We start from the raw sequence: 2,722 nt of genomic DNA on the forward strand, positions 1-2,722 counted from the left end.
GGCGAAGGGCGCCTGGCCGAAGCCGGGCGGGAAGGGGGACGGGGCGAAGGCGCGGGAGGGCGGCGGGGTGCTGGCGGCGCGCAGCCAGGCGGCGCCCAGCGCGGCCCAGCTCGACCAGGCCTCGGCCAGTTCGCGATCGGCCGCCCATGCCGTGATCTCGCTCTGCCACAGCGTGATCCAATCCTCTGCCAGCGTCTCTAGCCCCTCGGCGCCCGGCGGCGTGCCCGGCCCGGCGTCGTGCGGCGGATCCTTCTCGGCCCCTGCCATGCCCTGTCCCGTGTGCGTCCCTGTTGCTGCACCGCGGCGCGGCAAGGCCGGAACATAGCGCCCCGGGCGCGGCAAGGAAGGGCACGCAACTCTGTTCGCACCGCATCATGGCGCGTGCTAGCGTCGCCGCGACCACGAAACGCGGGATGGGAGGGACCAGTGGCGGAACAGGCGAAGCAGCAGCCCGCGGCCGAGGAGCCGGGCAAGCCCACGGTCGTCATCAAGAAATACGCCAACCGGCGGCTCTACAACACCGAGGCCTCCTCCTACGTCACGCTGGAGGATCTGGCCCGCATGGTGCGCGAGGGGCGCGACTTCGTTGTCTACGACGCCAAGTCGGGCGACGACATCACCCGTGGCGTGCTGACCCAGATCATCGTCGAGGAGGAGGCGAAGGGCCGCAACCTGCTGCCCACCCCCTTCCTGCGCCAGCTGATCGGCTTCTATGGCGACAGCCTGCAATCCCTGGTGCCGCGCTACCTGGAGGCCACGATGGGCAGCTTCGCCCGGCAGCAGGAGCAGATGCGGGCCTCGGTCGAGCAGGCGATGGGCGGCTTCAACCCGCTGGCCGGGCTGGAGGAGGTGGGCAAGCAGAACATGGCGATGATGGAGCGCGCCATGTCGCTGTTCAGCCCCTTCGGCGCGAAGCCCGGCGGCGCCGCCGCGCAGCCCTCGGCCGAGGACAGCGCCGAGGTGGCCGAGCTGAAGGCCGAGCTGCGCCAGCTGCGCCAGCAGATGGCCGAGCTGCAGCGCCAGAAGGGTTGACGCCGCGCCGCCCGCCCTGCCCGGGCGGCGCTTCCCGCCGCCGCGCAGCGGCCAATCCCTGGCAGATTGACGCAAGCGTGATGCGCGCAAGGCGCCGCAACTCCCCGATCACGGAGTTGTTAACTTTGCGATAGCGAATGGCGATAAACTGCAAAGTCTGTAATACTATTTCAGGTTGAACCACCAACCATCTGGCAGGGCAGAGCATGGCTGACAGCGACGCCGACCGCGTCCCCGGCGGGGACGAGTCGGAAGATTCCTCCACCCAACGCGCGCGCCAAGCGGACCGGCATGTCGGCATGCGGATCCGGGAGCGGCGTCTGATGCTCGGGCTGTCCCAGCAGCAGCTGGCCAGCATGATCGGCGTCACCTACCAGCAGGCGCACAAATATGAGCGCGGGCTGAACCGGATCTCCGCCGGCCGGCTGTTCGAGATCGCGACCGTGCTGGCCGTCCCCGTCTCCTGGTTCTTCGAGGGGCTGGACGAGGATGGCAGCACCCAGCCGCTCGGCGTGCGGCAGCGCATGTGCCTCGAACTGGCGCGCAACTTCGCCCTGATCGACAATGAGCGGCACCAGGAGGCGCTGAGCCAGATGGCCCGCGCCCTGGCCGCCCAGTCCCAGGGCCGCCCGCTGGATTGAGGCGCCCACCCCTCGGGACAAGCCCCCCCCCGGAAAACCCCCTGGGAAAAACCCGGGGGCCTGTGGCCCGCGGCGGGGCATGGCAGCCTCCTTCTGACCCTCCTCCGGTGGTGGACAGTGCGGCGCCGCCCTGCGACCCTGGCGCCATGACCCGCATTGTTCCCCGGCGCCTCGCCGTGATCGCCGATGTGCATGGCAATGCCGACGCCCTGGCCGCCGTGCTGGCCGATATCGACGCGCTCGGCCTGGAGACCATCCTCAATCTCGGCGACCATGTGAGCGGCCCGCTGGCCGCGGCCGAAACCGCCGAGATGCTGATGGCGCGGCCGGGCATGCTCTGCCTGCGCGGCAATCACGACCGCTGGGTGACCGAGAGGGCGCCGGAGGCCATGGGTGGCTCCGACCGCATGGCGCATGACCAGCTCTCCCCGGCGCAGCGCGACTGGCTGCGCGGCCTGCCCGCCACCGCCTGGCTGGGCAGCGAGGTCTTCCTCTGCCACGGCACCCCGCAAAGCGACCTGGCCTACTGGATGGAGGAGGTGCGTGAGGATGGCCGCACCGGCCGCCGCCGGCTGGCGGAGATCGAGGCCGAGGCGGGCGGGCTCGGCTTCCCGCTGCTGCTCTGCGCGCACAGCCACACGCCGCGCGCGCTGCGCCTGTCGGAAGGGCGGCTGCTGGTCAATCCCGGCAGCGTCGGCTGCCCCGGCTATGTCGATGACGACCCGCCGCATGTCATGCAGTCCGGCCTGCCGGATGCCTGCTACGCCGTGCTGGAGCAGGCGGGGCAGGGCTGGCGGGTCAGCTTCCGCCACGTGCCCTATGACAGAAGCCGCATGGTGGCCCTCGCCCTCGCCGCCGGCCGGGCGGAATGGGCGGCGGCGCTGGAGACCGGCTGCATCGACCCCGCCGGCTGAGGCGGCGCGGCAGCCGGGGCCCTGCCGGCCCCGCCTTCCAAGGCTCAGGGGCGCGGCGCCGCCGGGGTCTGGGCGGGAGTCTGGGCGGGAGCCACGCCCTGCGGGCGTTCCGGCGCCGGGTAGCTGCGCGGATAG

At 71.7% G+C, this 2,722-nt stretch carries 4 protein-coding genes; 3 read left to right on the forward strand and 1 reads right to left on the reverse strand.

What is annotated here, in order from left to right:
- A partial coding sequence (locus HMPREF0731_RS25170; protein ID WP_040612569.1) for a hypothetical protein occupies window positions 1–267 on the reverse strand: 267 nt, incomplete at its 3' end.
- A 159-nt stretch (window positions 268–426) separates the two neighbouring features.
- Here HMPREF0731_RS25170 and phaR point away from each other — a divergent pair.
- The 3 genes from phaR (at window position 427) to HMPREF0731_RS08470 (ending at window position 2,587) form a co-directional block, all read left to right on the forward strand.
- Window positions 427–1,032 (forward strand): polyhydroxyalkanoate synthesis repressor PhaR, encoded by a 606-nt coding sequence (gene phaR / locus HMPREF0731_RS08460; RefSeq protein WP_007003661.1) that lies wholly within the window; start codon window positions 427–429, stop codon window positions 1,030–1,032.
- 206 nt (window positions 1,033–1,238) lie between these two features.
- The gene (locus HMPREF0731_RS08465) at window positions 1,239–1,673 is read left to right on the forward strand and encodes a helix-turn-helix domain-containing protein (RefSeq protein ID WP_007003662.1); all 435 of its coding nucleotides are present in this window, start codon (window positions 1,239–1,241) and stop codon (window positions 1,671–1,673) included.
- A 146-nt stretch (window positions 1,674–1,819) separates the two neighbouring features.
- A complete protein-coding gene (locus HMPREF0731_RS08470) occupies window positions 1,820–2,587 on the forward strand; it encodes a metallophosphoesterase family protein (protein ID WP_007003663.1) in 768 nt (255 codons plus the stop codon).
- Window positions 2,588–2,722: the final 135 nt, after the last annotated feature.

Source organism: Pseudoroseomonas cervicalis ATCC 49957 (assembly GCF_000164635.1).
GTDB classification, from domain to species: domain Bacteria; phylum Pseudomonadota; class Alphaproteobacteria; order Acetobacterales; family Acetobacteraceae; genus Pseudoroseomonas; species Pseudoroseomonas cervicalis.

Excerpts from the sequence above, each read along its gene's own strand:
- HMPREF0731_RS08465 (WP_007003662.1), top strand. The coding sequence starts at position 1,239 with ATGGCTGACAGCGACGCCGACCGCGTCCCCGGCGGGGACGAGTCGGAA.
- HMPREF0731_RS08470 (WP_007003663.1), top strand. The coding sequence starts at position 1,820 with ATGACCCGCATTGTTCCCCGGCGCCTCGCCGTGATCGCCGATGTGCAT.